Here is a 21,090-nt window from a genome sequence, read left to right as displayed (position 1 = left end):
AGGAGAGGTCGAATGTCGTTTCAACAGGGTGAGTTTTTGCAAGCAATCAGGCAGATGCCCGCAGAGGTGTACGAGCGGCTCAAGACCGCAGTCGAGCTGGGCAAGTGGCCCGATGGCAAGCCCCTCACCGACGAGCAGAAGGCCACCTCCCTGCAAGCCGTGATGGCCTGGCAGGCGATGCACATCGACAATCCCGAGCACATGAACATAGGTCGTGACGGCGAGATCGTGATGAAGAGCAAGAGCGAGCTCAAGCGTCAGTATCGCGACGAGGAAGAGATAGTGCGGGTCGACCTCAACCACTGAACCTGACCCGGCAGGCCGCTCGCGGCGGCCACAACAGAGAGGGGAGCCATGATGGCTCCCCTCTTTTCCTATCTATGCAGGATGACTCATCCCCCTCATCCCCAGCCCTTCTCCCGCCAGGGGGAGAAGGGAGCAGGCTCGCACCTGCGAACAGTGAACGGGCCACCTGCCGGCGATCTTCATGGCAAACCTCGCCACCTCGATCTATCCCCTCTCCCCCATGGTAGGGAGGTCAGAAGCTGTTCACGACCTGTCGCGAGAAGGCGTCAGCAAGGTGAAGAGCAGCGCAGGAACCGGAGTGTATACGCATACATGAGGATTCCGAGCAGCACATGAGCCTTGATCACGGCTTCGCAGTAAGGTCATGGACAGTTTCTCAGGGGGTAAGCTCACCACGCAGGGATTGTTGCATCAACTCGCGAATGCGGTGGGAGGGCAAGTCCTGGCTCAGCAGGAAGTGCAGCTTGGTGAGCGCCGCTTCGGCGGTCATATCAAAGCCCGAGATCACCCCGGCCCGCGACAGGGCGTTGCCGGTGGCATAGCCCCCCATATTGACCTTGCCGTGCAGGCACTGGCTCAGGTTGACGATGATGACGCCGCGGGCCGAAGCCTCGGAGAGCAGCGCCAGCATGGCCGGGTTTTGCGGCGCATTGCCGACCCCGAACGACAGCAGGATCAGCGCCTTCACCGGCTGTTGCAGGATGTTGGCGATCACCTCGCTGGAGATCCCCGGATAGAGGGTCACCACGCCGATGGGCTGGGGGGTGATGTCGTGCAGCACCAGCGGCCGCGCGGAGGGCACGCCCAGCTCGCCCGCCTCCAGCGAGATGGCGATCCCGGCATTGAGCAGCGGCGGATAGTTGGGGGAGTCGAAGGCGTGGAAGCCGTCTGCATGCACCTTCTTGCTGCGGTTGCCGCGATAGAGCTGGTTGTTGAAGAACAGCGTCACCTCGTGGATCGGGTAGTTGGCCGCGATATAGAGGGCGTTGAGCAGATTCTGCTGACCGTCGGAGCGCAACTCGGCCAACGGGATCTGGGAGCCGGTGATGATGACCGGCTTGTGCAGATCTTCCAGCATGAAGGAGAGCGCCGAGGCGGTGAACGACATGGTGTCGGTGCCGTGCAGGATCACGAAACCATCGTATTTCTCGTAGTTGTCGCGAATATCCTCGGCGATGCGCTGCCAATCCGCCGGGGTCATGTCGGAGGAGTCGATGAGGGGCGCATATTCGTGGATATGGTAATCCGGCATCTCGGGGCGGTGGAACTCGGGCATCCGCGCCAGACAGTCTTCCATAAAGCCCGCCATCGGCACGTAGCCGTGATCGGAACGCTGCATCCCAATGGTGCCGCCTGTGTAGGCAATGTAGATAGACTTCTTCACACCCTCTCCTCTTGATGAAGTGAACACCGCCGGAACATGAACCATGTCGGGGTGAACCACAATGTCAACGCCCGCCAGCGCCTCTGCGTGCAGCGGAAACCGGCGAATTATAGAGACTGGCGCCCCAAATGACAGCCGTTCCATGCACCCTTTTCGGCTTTTCTGCCCTCTACCTACATAGTGCTAAATGTCACAATAAACCACTAAAACGAGCATTAATACGACAAAGATGGAATTAAACGATGCTTTTTGCTACAATCCGCCGGATTTTACTAAAATCTCATCTGGATGCCTGAGCATTTCAGGCCCGCACAAGCCCCATCTTTCCTGGGGCGGGGAGATGTTTCCCCTTCTTTGTTGGCGCATGAGCCACACTGTTTTCATCCCGGCTGAATCTGTAAGTCTTTTGCTATGAAAGACACAGCCAATCAACATGGGAGTACTGAATGTTACAACTTGATTCCTACGCAACGCTGGTCGCTGCCACTCTGGTATTGCTGCTTGGCCGGGTGTTGGTTACCCGAGTCGGGCTGCTGCGTACCTTCAACATCCCCAAACCGGTAGCCGGCGGCCTGGTGGTCGCGCTGGTACTGCTGCTGCTGCGCTCCACCCTGCAGATGGAGCTGCAATTTGATACCAGCCTGCAAACCCCGCTGATGCTGGCCTTCTTCGCCTCCATCGGTCTCTCCGCCGATCTCGCCAGCCTGAAACGCGGCGGCAAGGCGGTGGTTACCTTCCTGATGGTGGTCACCGGCCTGCTGCTGGTGCAGAACAGTCTGGGTGTCGGTCTGGCGACCCTGCTCGGTCTGGATCCCCATATGGGGCTGCTGGCCGGCTCCATCACTCTCTCCGGCGGCCACGGCACCGGGGCGGCCTGGAGTGCCACCTTCTCCGAGAAATACGGCGTGCAATCCGCTGCCGAACTCGCCATCGCCTGCGCCACCTTCGGTCTGGTGCTGGGCGGCCTGATCGGCGGCCCGGTGGCTCGCTATCTGGTGAAGAAAGTGCAGGTGCCCGGTGAGGAGCACAATCAGGATGAGGCCCCCCAGGGCTTCGAAATGCCAGATATGGAGCGCCCCCTCACCACTTTCAGCGTTATCGAAACGCTGGCATTGATAGCCATCAGCCTCAAGGGTGGCGAGCTGCTCTCGGCCTCTCTCAAAGGGGGCGCCTTCGAGCTGCCGATCTTTGTCTGCGTGCTGTTTGTCGGCGTGCTGCTGCGCAACGTCCTGACCCTGCTGAACTGGCATGAGGTGAGCGATCGCGAGGTCTCCCTGCTGGGCAACGTCAGCCTGTCGCTGTTCCTCGCCATGGCACTGATGAGCCTGAAATTGTGGGATCTGGCCAGCCTGGCCCTGCCCATCTTCATTCTGCTGGCCGCCCAGACCGTGGCAATGGCGCTCTACGCCATCTTCGTCACCTTCCGGGTCATGGGCAGCAACTATGATGCAGCCGTGCTGGCGGCAGGTCACTGCGGCTTTGGCCTCGGGGCCACCCCGACCGCCATCGCCAACATGCAGGCCATCACCCAGCGCTTCGGACCCTCCCACCTGGCGTTTCTGGTGGTGCCCATGGTGGGCGCCTTCTTTATCGACATCATCAACGCCATGGTGATCAAGCTGTTTATGGCGATGCCATTCCTGTAATTCCCTTTCCGTCAGACGTATATGATCAGAGCCCACCTTTCGGTGGGCTCTTTGTTTGTTATCGACTCGCCAGGTGACGCAGGCAGAGCCGGGGCTCGTATCCGCCACCAGGGTGACCCGCGAGCAACCCGGAATCCCTATATCCCGCACTTCCCCGAACAACAAAAAGCCCCGCACTCGACAGAGGGCGGGGCTTTTTTATCTCAGCCGGAACAGGCCGAGAGTTGCACCTTACAGGATAAAGGTCGACACCTGCTGGTTAAGGTCAGCTGCCCGTCCCTTGAGACTCTGGGCCTGATCCAGATCGCGCATGGCGGCGGCGGTGATCTCGTCACTCACATCCTTGATGGCGGTGGTGTTCTGGGTGATCTCGCCGGTCACCTGGGTCTGCTCCTCAGCGGCAGTGGCGATCTGGCCCGCCATGTCGGAGATGAGGGAGATGGCACTGGTGATCTCTTCCAGTGCGCGCACCGCCTGATCCGCATCCTGCACGCTGTTGTCCGCCAGCCCCTGACTGGTCTGCATCAGGCTCACCGCGCGGGCGGTGGTCTGTTGCAGGGTCTCGATGGTGGACTGGATCTGCTGGGTGGAGTCCTGAGTACGGCGAGACAGTACCCGCACCTCGTCAGCCACCACCGCAAAACCACGACCCTGCTCACCGGCGCGGGCCGCTTCAATGGCCGCGTTCAACGCCAGCAGGTTGGTCTGCTCGGCAATCCCCTGAATGGTGGAGAGGATGCTGGTGATGGCCTGCGCGTGACGGCTCAGCTCGCCGATCACCTCGGTCGCCTGCCCCACCTCTTCAGCCAGACCATTGATGGACTGGCGGGTCTTGTTCACCAGCATCTTGCCCTGCTCACTGCTCTGGGCAGATTGCTGGGCAGCGGCGGCGGTGTTCTCGGCGTTGCCGGCGATCTCCATGGTGGCGCTCGCCATCTCGGTGACCGCAGTGGCGACCATGGTCACCTCCTGCTGCTGACGCTGCAGCTCGTCCACCGCGGCCTGGTTGGTCACCAGACTGCGCTCGGCATCGGCGTTCAGCTCGTTGGCCAGCTGGCGGATATTACCGATCAGCTGGTGCTGGCTGCCGACGAAGCGGTTGAAGCTGTTCGCCAGCTGACCCACTTCATCGTTGGCATCGATCTTGATGCGCTGGGTCAGATCGCCGTTACCATCGGCAATGCGTGCCAGTGCCTGGGAGACCTTGCTGAGCGGGCCCAGCAGCATGCTGACCAGCCAGGAGATAGCGAGGATACTGCCCACCAGCACCAGCAGCGCCATGCCCAGCTGGGTCATCAGCAGGGAGGAGAGCGGCGCTTCCAGCGCGGCCTTGTCCAGCACCAACACGAGTTCCCAGTCGGTGTCGGGGATATCGACCGCCCACAGCAGCTTGTCACGTCCTTCGTTGTCGAAGTAGGCCGCCACCAGACCGTTGCTGGCCTTGCTCTGCTCGATCAGCGCATTGGTCAGATCGTTGTCGATCTCGGTGGCCGGTTTCATCGCCTTGGCGGCATCCTTGTAGGCGATGATGGTGCCGTCTTTGTGCATCATGATGGCAAAACCATCGGCCGGCAGCTTCATCTTGGTGACGTCCTCCACCAGCGAGGCGATGGAGAGGTCACCACCGACTACCCCGCCAGAAACCGGCTGGGCCAGGGTCACCACCATGATGTTGTAAGCCACGTCGAGATAGGGCTTGGTGACAATCAGGCCGCCCTTGCCCATTGCTTCCTGATACCAGCCACGGGAGCGCGGGTCGTAGCCATCGCGGTTGATGGAGGGATCGGAGTCATTCATCTTGCCGCTGCTCTCACCGAAATAGGTGAGCTGGAAACGGCCGGAAACTTGTGCCTGTTGCAAGGCATTGAGGGGGTCGACACCGGCCTTGTTGCCAAGCGCCTGAATGACGTCGCGACGGGCGGCGAGCCAGTCGCTGACACGCTCGGCCTGCTGGGTGCCCAACCGCTGCAACTGCTCCTGGCTGCCTTGCAGCAACAGACTCTTCTGGCTGCTATAGCTCTGCCAGGAGAGCAACGAGATCACCAGCGAAAGGGCGATCACCACTGACAACAGTATCTTCTGCTTGAGTGACAGGTTTTTCATCATGTGTTCTTCTTATTGAGGTGAGGAGCGGGTTTTTCCCTAAATTGCACAACACTACACGTAGTCATTAGCGACCCGAATGGCCAAAACTGAACCTGAAAATGGGTCGGCGGGCGATATTTTCTACCGAGGTGGAGAAAAGTGCACCAGAAATTGACGGCATGAGCCGCACAAGCCAAGGCAACCCTGTTTATTCCTTCCACAATTGGCTAGAATATCCCGTTTTTAAATCACATCGACCCTGAGAGTTTTCACGATGTTCGAAGTTAATCCCGTATTAAATAAACTTAAGGAGCTGTCTGAGCGGACCGAGCTTCTTAGGGGGTACCTTTGACTATGACGCCAAGAAAGAGCGTCTAGAAGAGGTCAACGCCGAGCTGGAACAGCCGGACGTATGGAATGAACCCGAGCGCGCACAGGCGCTGGGCAAAGAGCGCGTCGCGCTGGAAAACGTGGTCGGCACCATCGACACCCTGACCCAGGGCGTGGATGACGTCGAGATGCTGGTGAGCCTGGCCGTGGAAGGAGAAGACGAAGAGACCTTCAACGAAGCTATCGCCGAATCCGAGCAACTGGAAGCCAAGCTGGTGGACCTCGAGTTCCGCCGCATGTTCTCCGGCCAGCACGACGGCTCCGACTGCTATATCGATATTCAATCCGGCTCCGGTGGTACCGAAGCGCAGGATTGGGCCAACATGGTGCTGCGCATGTACCTGCGCTGGGGCGATGCCCACGGCTACAAGCCCGAGCTGATTGAATGCTCCGAAGGCGACGTGGCTGGTATCAAATCCGCCACCATCAAGTTCACCGGCGAATATGCATTCGGCTGGCTGCGTACCGAAACCGGCGTACACCGTCTGGTTCGCAAGTCTCCGTTCGATTCCGGTGGCCGCCGTCACACCTCCTTCTGTTCTGTGTTCGTCTACCCCGAGATCGACGACGATATCGATATCGAGATCAACCCGGCGGATCTGCGGATCGACGTCTACCGTGCCTCCGGTGCCGGTGGTCAGCACGTTAACCGAACCGAATCCGCGGTACGTATTACCCACGTTCCGACCGGTGTCGTGGTACAGTGCCAGAACGACCGTTCCCAGCACAAAAACAAAGACCAGTGTATGAAGCAGCTGAAAGCCAAGCTCTACGAGCTGGAAATTCAGAAGCAGAACGCTGAGAAACAAGCCCTGGAAGAGACCAAGTCTGATATCGGTTGGGGCAGCCAGATCCGTTCCTATGTGCTGGATGACTCCCGTATCAAGGATCTGCGCACCGGCGTCGAAACCCGTAATACCCAATCGGTGCTCGACGGTGACTTGGACAAGTTTATCGAAGCCAGCCTGAAATCAGGTCTGTAAACAAGCAGGAATCACCATGTCTGAACAAACCATCACTCCGGAAGTCGACCAAACTCTCGAACTCAACAACGAGATGACCGAGCGTCGTTCCAAGCTGGCCGCCCTGCGCGCCCAGGGTAATCCTTTCCCCAACGACTTCCGTCGCGACAGCCTCTCTGGCGATCTGCACGCAGAGTTCGACGACAAAAGCGCCGAGGAGCTGACGAGCCTGGGTAAACGGGTGAAGATTGCCGGTCGCATCATGACCCGCCGGATCATGGGCAAGGCTTCTTTCGCCACCCTGCAGGACATGGCCGGCAAGATCCAGGTCTACGTCACCCGTGACGACCTGCCGGAAGGTTTCTACAACGAGCAGTTCAAGAAGTGGGATCTGGGCGACATCGTGGGTGTCGAAGGTACCCTGTTCAAGACCCAGACCGGTGAGCTCTCCGTTCACGTTTCCGATATCCGCCTGCTGACCAAGGCGCTGCGTCCGCTGCCCGAGAAGCACAAAGGCCTGACCGACCAGGAAGCTCGCTGCCGCCAGCGCTACCTGGATCTGATCGCCAACGAAGAGTCCCGCAAGACCTTCATGATCCGCACCCAGGTGGTTGCCGGTATCCGTAAATTCTTCAATGAAAAGCGCTTCATGGAAGTGGAAACCCCGATGATGCAAGTCATCCCGGGTGGTGCCTCCGCGCGTCCGTTCGTCACTCACCACAATGCGCTGGACATCGACATGTACCTGCGTATCGCTCCGGAGCTCTACCTGAAGCGTCTGGTGGTCGGTGGTTTCGAGCGTGTCTACGAGATCAACCGCAACTTCCGTAACGAAGGTATCTCGGTTCGTCACAACCCCGAGTTCACCATGATCGAGTTCTACATGGCCTACGCCGACTACATCGATCTGATGGACCTGACCGAAGAGCTGCTGCGTACCCTGGCGCAGGACATTCTGGGCGACACCAAGATCCGTTACGCCAAAGAGGGCGAAGAGGGTCTGACCATCGATTTCGGTCAGCCGTTCCAGCGCCTCACCATGGTCGAGTCCATCCTGAAGTTCAACCCGGATGTAACCCTGGACGATCTGGCTACCCTCGAGAGCGCCAAGGCCGTTGCCAAGCGTCTGCACATCGATCTGATGAAGGGATGGGAACTGGGCCACGTGATCACCGCGATCTTCGAAGAGACCGTGGAGCACATGCTGCTGCAACCGACCTTCATCACCGAGTACCCGGCTGCCGTTTCTCCGCTGGCCCGCCGCAACGACGTGAACCCGGACGTAACCGACCGCTTCGAGTTCTTCATCGGTGGCCGCGAGCTGGCCAACGGCTTCTCCGAGCTGAACGATGCAGAAGATCAGGCCAAGCGCTTCCAGGATCAGGTTGATCAGAAAGAAGCAGGCGACGACGAAGCCATGTTCTACGACGCCGACTTCGTCACCGCACTGGAACACGGCCTGCCGCCGACTGCCGGTCAGGGTATCGGTATCGACCGTCTGGTCATGCTGTTCACCAACAGCCACACCATCCGCGACGTCATTCTGTTCCCGGCCCTGCGTCCGCAAAAGTAAGAGCCGCAGAAACAGGGCCACAGCAGCACAGCTGCCGTCCATGACAGTCAAAACGCCCCGCAACCACGGGGCGTTTTTTATGGCGGACACAAACCAGTGGCGAACCTTTAATACGCCGCCGACTTGCCACTTGTCAGGCCGGTGGCAGCAGCCACTCCCCCTGCCACAATGTGACGGCCTGACCGGCAATCAGTACCCGATCCTCCTGCAGTTCAAGCCGCAACTCACCACCACGGGCCGAAATCTGACGGGCCCGCAGTTGCCGTTTACCAAACCGTTCAGCCCAAAAGGACACCAGAGCGCAGTGGTTGGAACCAGTAACCGGATCCTCATCGACGCCCACCCAAGGGGCGAAATATCGGGAGACAAAGTCATGGTTCGAGTCGTTTGAGGGCGCCGTCACTATCACCCCCCGTCCCGGCAGGGCGCGCAGGGCATGGAAATCAGGCGAAATAGCGCGGATCTCCTCTTCACTTGCCAGCTCCAGCAAGAACTTGGCCCCGACCGCCAAGGTCTGTCGTGGCTGGCAACCAAGCGCGGCAGCATAGGCGGGATCCAGCGTCAGTGGCGTCAACGCGATACGTGGAAAATCGAGCCAAATCCACTCCCCTTCGCGCCGGGCCAGCAGCTCACCACTACGGGTCTCGAAGCGGATAGTCTCGTGTGCAGCGACCGCTCCTGTCTGCCACAACACATGAGCAGCCGCCAAGGTGCCATGACCGCAGAGATCAACCTCGACTTTCGGCGTGAACCAGCGTAACTGGTAATGGGCCCTGCCAAGTTGCACCAGAAAGGCCGTCTCGGAGAGATTGAACTCGGCCGCCATCGCCAACTGGCTGGCATCAGGCAGGGCTGCTCCCAATACGACCACCGCGGGATTGCCACCAAGGGGCTGCTGACTGAACGCATTGACATGAAACAATCGGATATTCGACATGGCACTTCCTGTGTTATCAAGTGGCTCTCATTTAACGCTCTTTATACCACGCCCCTCTTTTGCTGCGGGAACAGGCGTACCTCTGCCCCTTTAATGCATTAATAGAATAAAGAAGACATTTTTATTCTTTGTTGTTATCCAACACGCCCTTTAATCTGGCCAAAAATCAGACCATGGAAGACGCGTGTGATGCAATTGAAGGATTCCCCATTCAACCTCTCCCCCCTCTCTGACGAGCAGCAACGTCAGCTGGGCCAGGTACTCTCGACCCTCAATACCCAGCAACTGGCCTGGGTGAGCGGATATCTCTACGGCCTCTCCCAGAGTGGTCACCAGAACGTTGCTGCCAGCGCCGCCGTGGCTGCGCCCAGCGGCAGCCTGACCATTCTCTACGGCTCCCAGACCGGCAACGCCAAAGGCGTCGCTACTGCCATCAAGGCGCAGGCCGAAGCCCGTGGTCTACCGGCCACCCTAGCGTCGATGGCCGACTACAAACCCAAGCAGCTCAAGAAAGAAAGCCATCTGCTGGTGGTAGTGAGCACTTACGGGGAGGGTGAACCGCCGGAGAGCGCAGTCGATCTGTTCGAGCAGCTTAAAAAAGGCAAGATCGGCAAGCTGGACGGCCTCAAGTTCGCGGTGCTGGGGCTGGGTGACAGCTCCTACGAATTTTTCTGCCAGACCGGCAAAGATTTTGACAACTTCCTCGCCACCGCTGGAGCCGAGCGCATTTATGAGCTCGCCAGCCTCGATGTGGATTATCAGGATGCAGCCAAGTCGTGGGGCGAACAAGCGCTCAACGCCATTGCCACGACCCTCTCTACCGGTGCTGCCAGCAACAGCGTAGCCAGCGCGGTGCAGCAGGCGGTTGGCCACAGCCAGTACAGCAAGGAGAACCCCTTCCCTGCCCGCCTGTCGGTCAATCAGAAGATCACAGGCCGGGATTCCACCAAGGATATCCGCCATATCGAAATCAATCTGGCCGACTCCGGCCTCACCTATCAGCCGGGGGATGCCCTCGGTGTCTGGTTCGACAATGACGCCGAACTGGTGGGCGAAGTGCTGGCCCTGACCGGCCTCTCTGGCGATGAAGCCACGGCTCACGGCACCTTGCACGCCGCACTGACCGGTCACTTCGAACTGACCCGGCTGCACGGCGGCTTTATCACAGGGCTCGCTGACATATCGGACAACGCGGCGCTGAAAGACTTGGCCGGTGACCAGGCCCAGGTCAATGCACTGGTCGCCTCTGCCCAAGTGGTGGATGTGCTGAAACGCTTCCCGACCGCGCTCACGGCCGAGCAGCTGGTTGGCCTGCTGCGACCCCTCACCCCGCGCCTCTACTCCATCGCCTCCGCCCAGAGCGAAGTGGAAGAGGAGGTGCACCTGACCGTCGGCGTGGTGCGTTACCCGCAGGAAGATGGCACTGTGCGCTCTGGCGCCGCCTCCTCCTATCTGGCGGATCGGCTGATTGAGGATGGCGAGGTGCGGGTGTTTGTCGAGCACAACGACAACTTCCGCCTGCCTGCCAACCCAGATACCCCCGTCATCATGGTGGGCCCGGGCACCGGCATCGCCCCGTTCCGCGCCTTTATGCAGGAGCGGGAAGCTCAGGGCGCGGAAGGCAAGAACTGGCTCTTCTTCGGCAACCCCCACTTTACCCAGGATTTCCTCTATCAGGTGGAGTGGCAGCGTTATGTGAAATCGGGGCTGCTGTCGAAGATCTCGCTAGCCTTCAGCCGGGATCAGGCCAACAAGATTTATGTGCAGGACCGCCTGCGCGAGGCAGGGCTTGAGCTCTACCAGTGGCTGGAAGCAGGCGCTCACTTCTATGTGTGTGGCGACGCCAACAAAATGGCCAAGGATGTGCAGGAGGCCCTGCTGGATGTAATTGCCGAACACGGCCACAAGAGCCGTGAGGAAGCAGAAGAGTATTTGAGCGAATTGCGTCGTGCCAAACGTTATCAAAGGGATGTCTATTGATGAGCAAACAACCTCTTTCTCACCCAAAAGCGGGACCGGTCGAAGGGCCGCTGGCCGACAACGAGCGCCTCAAGCGCGAGAGCAACTTCCTGCGCGGCACCATAGAGCAAGATCTGCAGGACCCGCTCACCGGCGGCTTTAACGGCGACAACTTCCAGCTGATCCGCTTTCACGGCATGTACCAGCAGGATGACCGCGACATCCGCCCGGAGCGCGCCGCCCAGAAGCTGGAGCCGCTGCACAACGTCATGCTGCGTGCCCGCCTGCCGGGTGGGATCATCACCCCGGCCCAGTGGCAGATCATCGACAAGTTCGCCGAAGAGCACAGCCTCTACGGCAGCATCCGCCTGACCACCCGTCAGACCTTCCAGTTCCACGGGGTATTGAAGCGCGACATCAAGCTGATGCACCAGACCCTCAACAGCACCGGCATCGATTCCATCGCCACCGCCGGCGATGTGAACCGCAACGTGCTCTGCACCAGCAACCCGGTGGAGTCCGAGCTGCATCAGGAGGCCTACGAGTGGGCCAAGAAGATATCCGAACACTTGCTGCCCAAGACCCGCGCCTACGTGGAAATCTGGCTGGACGGTGAAAAACTGGGGCAGGATGAGGAGCCGATCCTGGGGTCCAACTACCTGCCGCGCAAATTCAAGACGACCGTGGTGATCCCGCCTCACAACGACGTGGATATCCACGCCAACGATCTCAACTTCGTGGCGATTGCCGAAGGTGGCAAGCTGGTTGGCTTCAACGTGCTGGTGGGCGGGGGCCTCGCCATGACCCACGGCGACACCAGCACCTACCCGCGCAAGGCGAGCGACTTTGGCTTTATTCCGCTCTCCCACGTACTGGAGGTGGCGGCCGCCGTGGTCAGCACCCAGCGCGACTGGGGCAACCGGGTCAACCGCAAGAACGCCAAGACCAAGTACACCCTTGAACGGGTTGGCGTCGAAGCCTTCAAGGCCGAGGTGGAGAGCCGCGCTGGCATCCAGTTCGGGCCGGTTCGCCCCTATGAGTTCACCAGCCGTGGCGATCGCTTTGGTTGGGTCGAGGGGATCGACGGCAAGCACCACCTCACCCTGTTTATCGAGAATGGCCGCCTGCTGGACTTCCCGGGCAAGCCGCTCAAAACCGGCATGCTGGAGATCGCCAAGGTGCATCAGGGGGATTTTCGCCTGACCGCCAACCAGAACCTGATCATCGCCGGGGTGCCTGCCAGCGAGAAGGCCCGCATCGAAGGGCTGGCACGCCAATACGGCCTGCTGGATGACGGCGTAAGCGAGCAGCGCAAGCAGTCCATGGCTTGTGTGGCACTGCCTACCTGCCCGCTGGCGATGGCTGAAGCGGAGCGCATGCTGCCAGCATTTGTCACCGACATCGAGGGCTTGCTAACCAAACATGGGCTGGCGGATGACGCCATCATCTTCCGGGTCACCGGTTGCCCCAACGGCTGCGGCCGCGCCATGCTGGCGGAAGTAGGTCTGGTGGGCAAGGCGCCCGGCCGCTACAACCTCCATCTGGGGGGCAACCTGGAGGGCACCCGCATTCCGCGCCTGCACCTCGAGAACATCACCGAGCAGCAGATTTTGGCCGAACTGGACGCGTTGATCGGCCGCTGGGCCACCGAGCGAAATCAGGATGAGTGCTTCGGCGACTTCGTGATCCGGGTTGGGGTAATTGCCCCCGTTGTCGATTCTGCGAGGGACTTCTATGCCGCTTAATCTGCCGCTTAATGTCACTGAAGATGGCCGCCTTGACCTGCAGGCGCTGCTAGCCCTCGGCCGTGAGGAGCAAGTCGAGGCACTGGCGCCCCTCAACCGGGAGCTGGATACCATGAGCGCCCCCGAGCGCGTGCGCTGGGCCCTGGCCAATCTGCCGGGGGAGCATGTGCTCTCATCCAGCTTCGGCATTCAGGCGGCGCTGATGCTCCATCTGGTAAGCCGCGAGCGGGCCGACGTGCCGGTAGTGCTGACCGATACCGGTTATCTGTTCCCGGAGACCTACCGTTTCATCGACGAGTTGACCGAGCGCCTCGCGCTCAACTTGAAGATCTACCGGGCCGAGCTCAGCCCTGCCTGGCAGGAGGCGCGCTTCGGTCTCCTGTGGGAGCAGGGGGTGGAGGGGATCACCCGCTACAACCAGCTCAACAAGGTGGAGCCGATGGACCGCGCCCTGCGTGAACTGGGGGCCCAGACCTGGTTCTCCGGCCTGCGCCGGGAGCAGTCCGGCAGCCGTGGCAAGCTGCCGGTGCTGGGCATCCAGCGCGGCCGCTTCAAGTTCCTACCGGTGATCGACTGGAGCAACAAGGATGTCTTCTACTACTTCAAGGAGTTCGACCTCCCCTACCACCCGCTGTGGGAGCAGGGTTATCTCTCGGTGGGCGATGTCCACACCACCGCCAAGTGGGAGCCCGGCATGAGCGAGGAGCAGACCCGCTTCTTCGGCCTCAAGCGCGAGTGCGGTTTGCACGAGGAAAATGGCGAGAACGACGGCTCAGGCATCTGAGCCAGGCTGTCCACCCGCACGGCTTTCATAAAAAAACGCCCGGCAACAGCCGGGCGTTTTAATTTGCGCAAAAGGGTGGCATTCCACCCCTCATTACTTGGCGGCGCGCGCCTGGGTCAGCCAGTCGTTCACCAGCACCTCGTGGCCCTTGAGCCAGGCGTCGGCGTGACGCTCCACATCCGCCGGCTTGTTCTGCCCCTTGTTCATCAGGCCGTTCTGCACGTTGATGTCATTGAGCGGAAGCTTGACGATGGAGAACAGCCTGGCGGCTGCCGGGTTGGCCTCGGCGAACTGCTTGTTGGCCACTATATGCATGGTGTTGACCGGGAAGCCATAGTTCTTGCCGTTCAGCAGCCGGGTCTTGGCCGCATCAGGGCCGTCGGCGGGCACCTCCAGCCACACCACGTCCTTGCCCGGCACCAGCTCGCTGCTGAGCCAGTAGGGGGTCCAAGTGTAGTAGAGCACCGGCTTGCCGGCCTGGTAACGGGCACGGGTATCGGCGATCAGCGCCGCGTAGTTGCCCTGCTTGTGAGTGACGGTCGGGGTCAGGCCAAACCCGGCCAGATGACGGTTGATCGCCTCTTCGCAGCCCCAGCCCGGATTGCAACCCACCAGGTCGGCCTTGCCGTCGCCATCGCCGTCAAACAGCGCCGCCAGCTTGGGATCCTTGAGCTGACCCAGATTGGTGATGCCGTAGCGAGTCGCGGTCTGCTTGTCGATGAGATAGCCCTGGGCGGCCCCGGCCACATAGGTGCCCTCACGGAAGAACACCTTGTCGCCGCCAGCCTGCTCATACTTGTTGTTTTGCAGCGGTATCCAGTTGAAGGCGAGGAAGGTGCCATCCCCCTGCGCCACCGAGGCGTAGGCCACGTTGTAATCCACCTCCTGGGCCAGCTGGACGTCATAGCCGAGGCGCGCCATCAGCTTGCTGACCAACAGGGTCTGAAAACTCTCCTCCGGCAACGAGCTCTGCAGGGGCTGGACGCGCACTCCCTCCCCCGGCAGCTCGGTGCTGGCCATGGCGAGCGGGCCGAGCAGTTGGGAGCTCAACAGCAGGGAACCCAGGGTCAGCGTCTTGGTAATGAGCCTCATGCATTTACTCCTTTGTAATCGATAGACTTGTCACGGCCGAGCAGGCGCAGCAGCAGGGCGGCGGGGCCGCGCTGATACCAGCGGCCGGTACGACTGCGATCCGGCTGTCCCATCGCCTGGGTCAGGCGGTCGAGCACGATGGCCAGCAATACGATGCCGAGGCCGCCGATGGAGGCAAGCCCCATGTCGAGCCGGCCGATGCCGCGCAGCACCATCTGGCCGAGGCCCCCCACCGCAATCATGGAGGCGATCACCACCATGGAGAGTGCCAGCATCAGGGTCTGGTTGACCCCGGCCATGATGGTGGGCATGGCGAGCGGCAGTTGTACCTTGAACAGCAGCTGAGAGGGGCTGGCACCGAACGAGTGGGCCGCCTCAACCAGATCCGCAGGCACCTGGCGAATGCCCAGCATGGTCAGCCGGATCATCGGCGGCAGCGCGAAGATGACGGTCACCACCACCCCGGGCACGTTGCCGATACCGAACAGCATGACGATGGGGATGAGGTAGACGAAGGCCGGGGTAGTCTGCATCGCATCCAGCAGCGGCCGGGTCCAGCGCGACAGTCGCTCGCTCCTCGCCAGCAGGATGCCGACCGGCAGCCCGATCAGCACGCAGAAGAACAGCGAGGTCAGCACCAGCGACAGGGTCACCATGGCATCGGACCAGGCGCCGATAAGGCCCACCACCACCAGTGAGAACAGGGTTCCCAGCGCCATGCGAGCGTTCACCAGTTGCCAGGCGATCAGGGTCAGCAGACCGATCATCAGGGTGGAAGGTACCGTCTGCAGCAGATGGGTCATGCCGCCCAGCGCCAGCTCCACCGGTGCACGGATCAGCTGAAACACGGGACGCAGGTTGTCCACCAGCCAGCCGATGCCATCCTCGACCCAGCTGTCCAGTGGCACCAACGCCTGCTGGAAGGGATCCAGCCAGTCGACAGCAGCTGTGGTATCCACCGTCTCGATCTGGTTCTGCCAGTCGGTGGCGGCGGTGGCGGTATCACTCCAGGGATCGGCCACCTCGGTGGCACTAGAAGCCGTGGCGCCCCAAGGGTCGGCCGCCACCTCATCGGCACGCAGGGCGGGGCTCGCCAGCAGCACCAGGGCCAGCAGCCCGCTCAGTAAAAAATTGGGATTCATCAGCTTCATGCCGGGGTACTCCTGTCCAGGGTGTTCAGCAGGTTGGCCTTGGAGATGAGGCCCAGATAAGTGCCATCCTCCTCGACCACGGGCACCTGACAGGGGGCGGCCGCCACCTGGCTGATCAGTTCGTTGAGGGCGGTGTCCGCCATAATGGGCCGGATGTCCGCCAGCAGCGCCTGCTCCAGGCTGCCTTTGGCCCTGACTGCATGACCGAGCGACTCCACCGAGACGACCCCGATGAAGCGACGCCGGCGATCCACCACGTAACCGAACTCCCGCTCCTGCTCCTTGAGCTGGCGCAGGGCGTTGCCCGGCCCGTCGGTGGTGTGCTTCTTGATGAGCGGCATCTGCTTGCGGCTGGCCACGTCGCGGGCGCTGAACACGTTGGCCAGATCCACCCCGCGAAAGAAGGCGCGCACATAGTCATTGGCGGGCTGGTTGAGGATCTCGTCCGGGGTGCCGACCTGCACCAGCTGGCCGTCCTGCATGATGGCGATGCGATCGCCGATACGCATCGCCTCGTCCAGATCGTGAGAGATGAAGACGATGGTGCGCTGCTGGCTGGCCTGCAGCTTGAGCAGCTCGTCCTGCATCTCGGTGCGGATCAGCGGATCCAGCGCCGAAAAAGCCTCGTCCATCAGCAGGATGTCAGGGTCGTTGGCGAGTGCGCGGGCCAGGCCGACCCGCTGCTTCATGCCGCCGGAGAGGGCATCGGGGAAGGCATCGATCCACTGACCCAACCCCACCTGATGGAGCGCCTGGCGGGCGCTCTGCTGGCGCTCCGCCAGCGGCACACCGGCCAGCTCCAGCCCGAAGGCGGTGTTTTCCAGCACGCTCAGGTGCGGCATCAGGGCGAAGGACTGGAATACCATGCTGATCTTCTTGCGCCGCACCTGACGCAGCTCGCCGTCGGAGATGGCGGCGATGTCCTCGCCATCGATCAGTACCTGGCCGCGGGTCGGCTCGATCAGCCGGTTGAAGAGACGCACCAGGGTGGATTTGCCCGAGCCGGAGAGGCCCATCACCACGAAGATCTCCCCTTCGTCGATGGCCAGATTGACATCCTGGACCCCCAGGGTCTGCCCGGTTTTTTGCAGGATGCTGGCGCGGTCATGCCCTTTCGCCAGCAATTTGAACGCTTTTTCCGGCTGATCGCCGAAGATTTTGTAGAGTGATTTAACCTCGAGTTTGACTGTCATACTGTCCTTTTTTCATGGTCGACATCTTGGTGATTAACCTGCCGAACGCGAGCCAACTGCTTTTTACACTAAGCAATAAACACCCAAAACAAAAGAACCAATAGAGTCCCCAAAAGCAAACCACAAAATAAACAATTGATTTTAAAAAGTTATTTTTATCAATAAAAACCGAACAAAGCCTGGTCTTATCCATAAAATCTTCCATATAAAACGAAGATGCACTGGGAAAAATCATTCAAAAACAATCAAAAAAGCGCAAGAAAATGCAGGTTAATGACGGTAACTGTGTGACGCGCCATCCAGATAATCAACAGCGACCAAATAATTACATATCTAACCATTTATTGGTCACAATGAGGACAGATTGGGGGACAAGAAAAGGAGCAGAGGAGGGGCAGAGCAGAGGATGAAGGTGCGTTCACACGCCGCGATGAGATCGCCCTGCCACCTCTGGACAATCGGCCTGCTGACACGGAGCTTCTGGCAAATAGCCCGTGCGAAAAAAGCCCCTTGTGCAACACAAGGGGCTATCAGCCAGAGCGGTAACGCCGCCCGTCAACGCCGCTGCCAGGTTTCGAAACAGTAGAAGTGGGGATTCTTCTCGTCAGGCTGATGTGACTCGCGCTCGATGCACGACCAGTCGCCCTCGTCGAAGGCCGGAAAGCGGGTATCACCCTCCACCGCCAGATCGATGCGGGTCAGATAGAGCCTGTCGGCCCGTGGCAGCAGCTGGCCGTAGAGATGACCGCCTCCGATCACCATCAGCTCGGCCACGTCACTGCCGGCCAGCAGCGCCAGCGCCGCGTCCACCGAGTCGATCACCTCCACGCCGTCGGCCCGGTAGTCGGGGTTGCGGCTGATCACCAGATTGCGCCGTCCGGGTAGCGGTCGACCGATGGATTCGAAGGTTTTGCGCCCCATCAATACCGGTTTACCGAGGGTGACACGCTTGAATTGAGCCAGATCGGCAGGCAGATGCCAGGGCATCTGGTTGTCCTTGCCGATCACCCTGTCGTGGGCCATGGCGGCAATCATGGAAATCTTCATGGGGCCTCTCACCGTCTGTCAGATTATGGGGCGGTTACGGTACACGACCAGAGAGGGGATCGCCAAACCGAAACTGAGGGCACCGACGATAAAGAGCGCCTTGAGGCCGTTCTCCACCGCACTCTGGATCAACTCCATGGTCACGCCATTGATGTTGAGCTCCACTACCGCAATCATGGTCTTGAACGCATAGCTGCCCGGGATCATCGGAATAATGGAGGCAACGCTGAACACCGGACGCGGCGCCAGCAGACGGCGCGACCAATAGACGCAGACAAAGCCGACCGTGGTCGCTGCCGCCAGCGTCGCCCACTCGATGGGCATACCATAGTGGATCAGCAGGGTACGCAGGCTGTGGGCCAGCGCGCCGCCCATGGCGCAATACTTCAGCATTCGCGGTGGCACGTTGAACAGCATGGCAAACCCCACCGCCGGGATGGAGGACCAGAAGGCATCCTTGGCCAGTAGCCAGAGCAAATCCATCATACTTTCCACCCCCAGATCCCGGTGACCGACATGGCCAAAATGATACCTATGGCGGCACTGATGGTCAGCAGGGTCGCAGTCCCCCAGCGGGCCAAGCCCATGTTGAAGTAGCCCTTCACCATGTCGGAGACCGCATTGATCAGCGGAAAGCCCGGCACCAGCAACAGCACGCTGGCCGCCATGGCGAGATAGGGCTGGTCACCCCAGTTGAAGAAGGTGGCGCTGGAGGAGAGCAAGGTGGCGATAAAGCCGGTTACAGCAAAGTTGATGAGCGGACTGTGATGATGGCGGGCCATCAGCTGGCGCACCCGCATCGCGACGGCAGACGAGAAGCAGGTCACCAGGAAGATGGGCCAATCACCACCAAACAGCAGACTAAAGGCTCCACAGGAGAGCCCTACCATGGGCACCACCAGCCAGGGGTGATAATGGAAGGGGACAATGGCCTCGAGTCGCTGGCGCACTTCCCGTGCGCCGATCAGCTCTTTCTCCGCCATGATGCAGATCCGCTGGATTTCGCACACCACCTGCATGTTGATGCCATGTTCACGCACCCGCCGGGTAGTGGTGACACAGCTGCCCTGATAGAGACTGGTGAGCACAATGGCGCTCGACGAGATAGCCATTTCGACACTCTCCAACCCCAGCGCCATCCCCAGTCGCACCGTGGTCTGTTCGATGATCCGGCTCTCCGCCCCGAACTGGGCCAACAACTGACCCACCTTGACGATAATGCGGGTGATCTCTGTCTGTTGCTCCCGCGACAACACCCGTCTTGGTGTGATACTTCTCATAATCCCTTCGAGTCGTAGCAATAAAAATTTCGGCCATATTAGCCTAACTTTTACCGTTATTCATCCACCTCAATCACAACCTGACTAATAATTTATTACAAGAAGGAGAAAAGAGATTACATCACAAATACATTACGACTAACATTAAAAACCATAACAATCAGGTCGTCAGCAATTCCCTTTATTATGACCTCACCGATTTGGCTGAAATATCAACCAAGGAGTTTCTTGCAGATTATTTACGACGTCGATAGTCCGCCAGACGGATTATTTTACCACTGCCATCGTTTTCAGGCGGAGGCTCTCCCTCTTCTCTGAACTGGATCATTTCGCTGCGCATCAGATAAAAGGATTCCCGCATCATGTTGGCAATCCGGATACAGCTGTCTAGATTGTTTTTAGCCAGCCGACGCTGACCATCAATCTTGAACTGCAATCCGCGCAGACGGCGCTGCTGATCCGGGCTAGCCCGGGCCATCAACTGGTCTATCTGCTGCCTCAGGATCGCATCCAGCCGGGAAGGCTCACTCGCAGCCAACTCCTTCAGGGTGTCAAAATCAGGCAACTCCATATGCCCTCCTTGGCGACTATTGCTGGCTCTACAACTTGAGGAACCAGCCATATAAAACTTTATATACGACCGAGCGGCAAAGAGCTCACCACACCACTCAGGTAATCGTTATTAAAATGGCAACCATGATGAAAATCATCCATTGAAATAACATGCAGAAACAAACATTTGCTTAAAAAAGAAAGAGCATGCAAAACACTTAGACATTTTAGGCTGCTTTTTTATGTTTTTTATTTCCAATAAAAGTCGGGATAAATTAATTTTGCTTCATTCGACTCTTTATCATCCATAAAATGACCAGTAGCTCCTTCCGACGATTTAACATATCTCACTGATTATGCTATTTTAATTGCCACTTTTATCGGACATTCAAGAGCAGACCATGAGCAAGGCAAAAATCGGTATCGTCACCGTCAGCGATCGCGCCAGCGCGGGCATCTATGAAGACCTCTCCGGCAAGGCCATCATCGACACCCTGAACGCCTATCTGACCTCGGAGTGGGAACCTGTCTATCAGGTGATCCCCGATGAACAGGATCAGATTGAAGCGACCCTGATCCGGCTGGCGGATGAAGAGCAGTGTTGTCTCATCGTCACCACAGGCGGCACCGGCCCGGCCAAGCGGGATGTCACGCCGGAAGCGACCGAAGCGGTGTGTGATCGCATGATGCCGGGCTTTGGCGAGCTGATGCGGGCCGAATCCCTCAAGTTTGTGCCGACCGCCATTCTGTCGCGCCAGACTGCCGGGCTGCGCGACGATACCCTGATCGTCAATCTGCCGGGCAAGCCCAAATCGATCCGCGAGTGTCTGGATGCAGTATTCCCCGCCATCCCCTACTGCATCGATTTGATGGAAGGGCCGTATCTTGAGTGCGATGAAACTGTCATCAAGCCATTTCGGCCGAAAAAATAGCAAAGCCGACCATAAAAAATAATGGCGAGCCACGGCTCGCCATTATTTTTAGCTCATCTGTTCGTGCAGACA

18 protein-coding genes are annotated in these 21,090 nt (G+C 59.5%); 8 read left to right on the top strand and 10 right to left on the bottom strand.

The features are described from left to right. Nucleotides 1–12 precede the first annotated feature (12 nt). Nucleotides 13–306: a YeaC family protein gene (locus I6L44_RS00955; protein WP_043822177.1), complete on the top strand. Its 294-nt coding sequence runs from the start codon at nucleotides 13–15 to the stop codon at nucleotides 304–306. Between the two features lie 376 nt (nucleotides 307–682). Here the strand turns inward: I6L44_RS00955 and ansA are convergent, their stop codons facing one another. Continuing rightward, entirely contained in the window at nucleotides 683–1,690 is a 1,008-nt protein-coding gene (gene ansA, locus I6L44_RS00950) for an asparaginase (protein ID WP_042054747.1), read from the bottom strand. A gap of 446 nt (nucleotides 1,691–2,136) precedes the next feature. On the opposite strand from ansA, the gene gltS reads away from it, so the two are divergent. Next, the gene (gltS, locus tag I6L44_RS00945) at nucleotides 2,137–3,336 is read left to right on the top strand and encodes a sodium/glutamate symporter (RefSeq protein ID WP_108614086.1); all 1,200 of its coding nucleotides are present in this window, start codon (nucleotides 2,137–2,139) and stop codon (nucleotides 3,334–3,336) included. Nucleotides 3,337–3,567: 231 nt separating this feature from the next. On the opposite strand, the gene I6L44_RS00940 is transcribed toward gltS, so the two are convergent. Beyond that, a complete protein-coding gene (locus I6L44_RS00940) occupies nucleotides 3,568–5,439 on the bottom strand; it encodes a methyl-accepting chemotaxis protein (protein ID WP_201946356.1) in 1,872 nt (623 codons plus the stop codon). 256 nt (nucleotides 5,440–5,695) lie between these two features. Here I6L44_RS00940 and prfB point away from each other — a divergent pair. Together prfB and lysS are read left to right on the top strand one after the other, a co-directional pair. After that, nucleotides 5,696–6,794, top strand: a protein-coding gene (gene prfB / locus I6L44_RS00935) for a peptide chain release factor 2 (RefSeq protein WP_100645262.1) whose coding sequence is annotated in 2 segments (ribosomal slippage) — nucleotides 5,696–5,770 and nucleotides 5,772–6,794 — 1,098 coding nt in all. Because the reading frame shifts where the segments join, the coding sequence is not laid out codon by codon here. Nucleotides 6,795–6,867: 73 nt separating this feature from the next. Further along, nucleotides 6,868–8,346, top strand: a complete 1,479-nt coding sequence (gene lysS, locus I6L44_RS00930) for a lysine--tRNA ligase (protein WP_227274387.1) — start codon at nucleotides 6,868–6,870, stop codon at nucleotides 8,344–8,346. Between the two features lie 133 nt (nucleotides 8,347–8,479). Here lysS and I6L44_RS00925 read toward each other — a convergent pair whose 3' ends face one another. Continuing rightward, nucleotides 8,480–9,283: a PhzF family phenazine biosynthesis protein gene (locus tag I6L44_RS00925; protein ID WP_216953010.1), complete on the bottom strand. Its 804-nt coding sequence runs from the start codon at nucleotides 9,281–9,283 to the stop codon at nucleotides 8,480–8,482. Between the two features lie 189 nt (nucleotides 9,284–9,472). Here I6L44_RS00925 and I6L44_RS00920 point away from each other — a divergent pair, with 189 nt between their 5' ends. The 3 genes from I6L44_RS00920 to I6L44_RS00910 are packed head-to-tail and all read left to right on the top strand — an operon-like array spanning nucleotide 9,473 to nucleotide 13,771. Further along, complete coding sequence (locus I6L44_RS00920; RefSeq protein ID WP_216953009.1) at nucleotides 9,473–11,263, top strand: assimilatory sulfite reductase (NADPH) flavoprotein subunit; 1,791 nt, start codon at nucleotides 9,473–9,475, stop codon at nucleotides 11,261–11,263. Beyond that, nucleotides 11,263–12,987, top strand: coding sequence for an assimilatory sulfite reductase (NADPH) hemoprotein subunit (cysI, locus tag I6L44_RS00915; RefSeq protein ID WP_216953008.1), 1,725 nt, complete (start codon nucleotides 11,263–11,265; stop codon nucleotides 12,985–12,987). The genes I6L44_RS00920 and cysI overlap by 1 nt, the downstream gene beginning before the upstream one ends. Further along, nucleotides 12,977–13,771: a phosphoadenylyl-sulfate reductase gene (locus tag I6L44_RS00910; protein ID WP_005335204.1), complete on the top strand. Its 795-nt coding sequence runs from the start codon at nucleotides 12,977–12,979 to the stop codon at nucleotides 13,769–13,771. Before cysI ends, I6L44_RS00910 begins: the two co-directional genes overlap by 11 nt. A 93-nt stretch (nucleotides 13,772–13,864) precedes the next feature. Here I6L44_RS00910 and proX read toward each other — a convergent pair whose 3' ends face one another. From proX to I6L44_RS00875, 7 genes are all read right to left on the bottom strand, one after another. Further along, a complete protein-coding gene (gene proX / locus I6L44_RS00905) occupies nucleotides 13,865–14,863 on the bottom strand; it encodes a glycine betaine/L-proline ABC transporter substrate-binding protein ProX (protein WP_216953007.1) in 999 nt (332 codons plus the stop codon). Continuing rightward, nucleotides 14,860–16,014 carry a glycine betaine/L-proline ABC transporter permease ProW gene (gene proW / locus I6L44_RS00900; RefSeq protein ID WP_216953006.1) on the bottom strand — a complete coding sequence of 385 codons (1,155 nt, stop codon included), beginning with the start codon at nucleotides 16,012–16,014 and terminating at the stop codon, nucleotides 14,860–14,862. The genes proX and proW overlap by 4 nt, the downstream gene beginning before the upstream one ends. Next, nucleotides 16,011–17,207 carry a glycine betaine/L-proline ABC transporter ATP-binding protein ProV gene (gene proV / locus I6L44_RS00895; RefSeq protein ID WP_216953005.1) on the bottom strand — a complete coding sequence of 399 codons (1,197 nt, stop codon included), beginning with the start codon at nucleotides 17,205–17,207 and terminating at the stop codon, nucleotides 16,011–16,013. Before proV ends, proW begins: the two co-directional genes overlap by 4 nt. A gap of 555 nt (nucleotides 17,208–17,762) precedes the next feature. Continuing rightward, the gene (folA, locus tag I6L44_RS00890) at nucleotides 17,763–18,254 is read right to left on the bottom strand and encodes a type 3 dihydrofolate reductase (RefSeq protein ID WP_216953004.1); all 492 of its coding nucleotides are present in this window, start codon (nucleotides 18,252–18,254) and stop codon (nucleotides 17,763–17,765) included. 18 nt (nucleotides 18,255–18,272) lie between these two features. Beyond that, nucleotides 18,273–18,740, bottom strand: a complete 468-nt coding sequence (locus I6L44_RS00885) for a threonine/serine exporter family protein (protein ID WP_026035076.1) — start codon at nucleotides 18,738–18,740, stop codon at nucleotides 18,273–18,275. Next, nucleotides 18,737–19,534 (bottom strand): threonine/serine exporter family protein, encoded by a 798-nt coding sequence (locus I6L44_RS00880; RefSeq protein WP_216953003.1) that lies wholly within the window; start codon nucleotides 19,532–19,534, stop codon nucleotides 18,737–18,739. The genes I6L44_RS00885 and I6L44_RS00880 overlap by 4 nt, the downstream gene beginning before the upstream one ends. Before the next feature lie 235 nt (nucleotides 19,535–19,769). Next, entirely contained in the window at nucleotides 19,770–20,105 is a 336-nt protein-coding gene (locus I6L44_RS00875; RefSeq protein WP_139410235.1) for a DUF3135 domain-containing protein, read from the bottom strand. A gap of 382 nt (nucleotides 20,106–20,487) precedes the next feature. Between I6L44_RS00875 and mog the strand changes: the two genes are divergently transcribed. Next, entirely contained in the window at nucleotides 20,488–21,018 is a 531-nt protein-coding gene (gene mog / locus I6L44_RS00870) for a molybdopterin adenylyltransferase (RefSeq protein WP_005354170.1), read from the top strand. Nucleotides 21,019–21,090: the final 72 nt, after the last annotated feature.

The sequence above is a fragment of the Aeromonas sp. FDAARGOS 1414 genome, from assembly GCF_019047065.1.
GTDB lineage: Bacteria > Pseudomonadota > Gammaproteobacteria > Enterobacterales > Aeromonadaceae > Aeromonas > Aeromonas veronii_A.
Note: the sequence above shows the minus strand (reverse complement) of the source record. Positions and strands in the feature narration are given on the sequence as shown.